The 3,274-nt window shown below is 49.2% G+C and carries 2 rRNA genes; both read left to right on the plus strand.

The annotated features are described in order from the left end of the window. Nucleotides 1-67 precede the first annotated feature (67 nt). Nucleotides 68-2,958, plus strand: a 23S ribosomal RNA gene (locus GGG_RS0118510). A 179-nt stretch (nt 2,959-3,137) separates the two neighbouring features. Beyond that, nucleotides 3,138-3,252, plus strand: a 5S ribosomal RNA gene (rrf, locus tag GGG_RS0118515). The last annotated feature ends 22 nt before the right edge of the window (nt 3,253-3,274 follow it).

A 3,274-nucleotide genomic window follows, 5' to 3' on the forward strand; every position in this document is an offset into this window, starting at 1 on the left:
ATAGTAGCAATTAAGTTTGCAACGATAACACTGACTTGTATGTGTTAGCGACTGTTTGGGGTTGTATAGTCAAGTAATTAAGTGCATGTGGTGGATGCCTTGGCAGTCAGAGGCGATGAAAGACGTAATAGCCTGCGATAAGCTTCGGGGAGGCGGCAAATATCCTGTGATCCGGAGATTTCTGAATGGGGAAACCCACTTACCATAAGGTAGGTATCGCATGATGAATACATAGTCATGCGAGGCGAACGAGGGGAAGTGAAACATCTCAGTACCCTTAGGAAAAGAAATCAATTGAGATTCCGTCAGTAGCGGCGAGCGAACGCGGATCAGCCCATTAAGTTATATGTGTATTAGCGGAACGCTCTGGGAAGTGCGACCGTAGAGGGTGATAGTCCCGTACACGAAAGTGCACATATAATGATGACGAGTAGGGCGAGGCACGTGAAACCTTGTCTGAATATGGGGGGACCATCCTCCAAGGCTAAATACTCCTGACTGACCGATAGTGAACCAGTACCGTGAGGGAAAGGCGAAAAGAACCCCTGTGAGGGGAGTGAAATAGATCCTGAAACCGCATGCATACAAGCAGTGGGAGCCGACTTGTTCGGTGACTGCGTACCTTTTGTATAATGGGTCAGCGACTTATATTCAGTAGCGAGGTTAACCGAATAGGGGAGCCGTAGAGAAATCGAGTCTTAATAGGGCGTTTAGTTGCTGGGTATAGACCCGAAACCGGGTGATCTATCCATGAGCAGGTTGAAGGTTGGGTAACACTAACTGGAGGACCGAACCCACTGTCGTTGAAAAGCCAGGGGATGACTTGTGGATAGGGGTGAAAGGCTAATCAAACTCGGTGATAGCTGGTTCTCCCCGAAAGCTATTTAGGTAGCGCCTCGGACGAATACCATAGGGGGTAGAGCACTGTTTCGGCTAGGGGGTCATCCCGACTTACCAAACCGATGCAAACTCCGAATACCTATGAGTACTATCCGGGAGACAGACTGCGGGTGCTAACGTCCGTAGTCAAGAGGAAAACAATCCAGACCGCCAGCTAAGGCCCCAAAATTATAGTTAAGTGGGAAACGATGTGGGAAGGCATAGACAGCTAGGAGGTTGGCTTAGAAGCAGCCACCCTTTAAAGAAAGCGTAATAGCTCACTAGTCGAGTCGGCCTGCGCGGAAGATGTAACGGGGCTAAAACTATATGCCGAAGCTGCGGATGTGCACTATGTGCACGTGGTAGGGGAGCGTTCTGTAAGCCGATGAAGGTGTATTGAGAAGTATGCTGGAGGTATCAGAAGTGCGAATGCTGACGTGAGTAACGACAAAACGGGTGAAAAACCCGTTCGCTGAAAGACCAAGGGTTCCAGTCCAACGTTAATCGGGGCTGGGTGAGTCGACCCCTAAGGCGAGGCCGAGAGGCGTAGTCGATGGGAAATTGGTTAATATTCCAATACTTCTGTGTAATGCGATGAGAGGACGGAGAAGGTTAAGTCAGCCTGGCGTTGGTTGTCCAGGTGAAAGGTTGTAGGCATGTATCTTAGGCAAATCCGGGGTACTCTATGCTGAGAACTGATATCAAGCTAGTTTACTAGCGAAGTGGCTGATACCAAGCTTCCAGGAAAAGTCTCTAAGCTTCAGTTACACAGGAATCGTACCCGAAACCGACACAGGTGGTCAGGTCGAGTAGACCAAAGCGCTTGAGAGAACTCTGCTGAAGGAACTAGGCAAAATGGTACCGTAACTTCGGGAGAAGGTACGCTGCTGACGGTGATAGGACTTGCTCCTTGAGCTATTGGCAGCCACAGAAACCAGGCCCCTGCAACTGTTTATTAAAAACATAGCACTCTGCAAACACGAAAGTGGACGTATAGGGTGTGATGCCTGCCCGGTGCTGGAAGGTTAATTGATGGGGTTAGCGTAAGCGAAGCTCTTGATCGAAGCCCCAGTAAACGGCGGCCGTAACTATAACGGTCCTAAGGTAGCGAAATTCCTTGTCGGGTAAGTTCCGACCTGCACGAATGGCATAATGATGGGGGCGCTGTCTCCAGCAGAGGCTCAGTGAAATCGAAATCGCCGTGAAGATGCGGTGTACCCGCGGCTAGACGGAAAGACCCCGTGAACCTTTACTGCAGCTTGACATTGAACTTTGATCTTACTTGTGTAGGATAGGTGGGAGGCTTTGAAGTAGTGACGCCAGTTACTATGGAGCCATCCTTGAAATACCACCCTGGTAATATTGAGGTTCTAACTCTGTCCCGTTATCCGGGACGAGGACCATGTCTGGTGGGTAGTTTGACTGGGGCGGTCTCCTCCTAAAGAGTAACGGAGGAGTACGAAGGTGCGCTCAGCGTGGTCGGAAATCACGCGTAGAGTATAAAGGCAAAAGCGCGCTTAACTGCGAGACCCACAAGTCGAGCAGGTACGAAAGTAGGTCTTAGTGATCCGGTGGTTCTGTATGGAAGGGCCATCGCTCAACGGATAAAAGGTACTCTGGGGATAACAGGCTGATACCGCCCAAGAGTTCATATCGACGGCGGTGTTTGGCACCTCGATGTCGGCTCATCTCATCCTGGGGCTGAAGCAGGTCCCAAGGGTATGGCTGTTCGCCATTTAAAGAGGTACGCGAGCTGGGTTTAGAACGTCGTGAGACAGTTCGGTCCCTATCTACCGTGGGCGTTGGAAATTTGAGAGGATCTGCTCCTAGTACGAGAGGACCAGAGTGGACGAACCTCTGGTGTACCGGTTGTGACGCCAGTCGCATCGCCGGGTAGCTATGTTCGGAAGGGATAACCGCTGAAAGCATCTAAGCGGGAAGCCTACCTCAAGATAAGATTTCCCTAGGACTTTATGTCCTCTAAAGAGCCGTTGAAGACTACGACGTTGATAGGTTGGATGTGGAAGTACGGTGACGTATGAAGCTGACCAATACTAATTGCTCGTGAGGCTTGACTATACAACACCCAAGCAGTTGTATACATAGCATCATTTGATTCATAACTGATCATAAGATCAGTAAAATACTTGATTCAGAAATCGCAACAATTTAAACTTCAGCTCAAATCAAATTCTGTTAAACTCATTTGGTACGAAGTAAGGCATTTAAATAAGACCCGAACAAGTCCATAACAGTTTGCTGGCGACAATAGCAAGAGTGAACCACCTGATCCCTTCCCGAACTCAGAAGTGAAACCTCTTAGCGCTGATGGTAGTGTGGGGTTACCCATGTGAGAGTAAGTCATCGCCAGCTTTTAATTCTTAAACACCCTCAA

This window comes from Acinetobacter sp. P8-3-8 (assembly GCF_000214135.1).
GTDB lineage: Bacteria > Pseudomonadota > Gammaproteobacteria > Pseudomonadales > Moraxellaceae > Acinetobacter.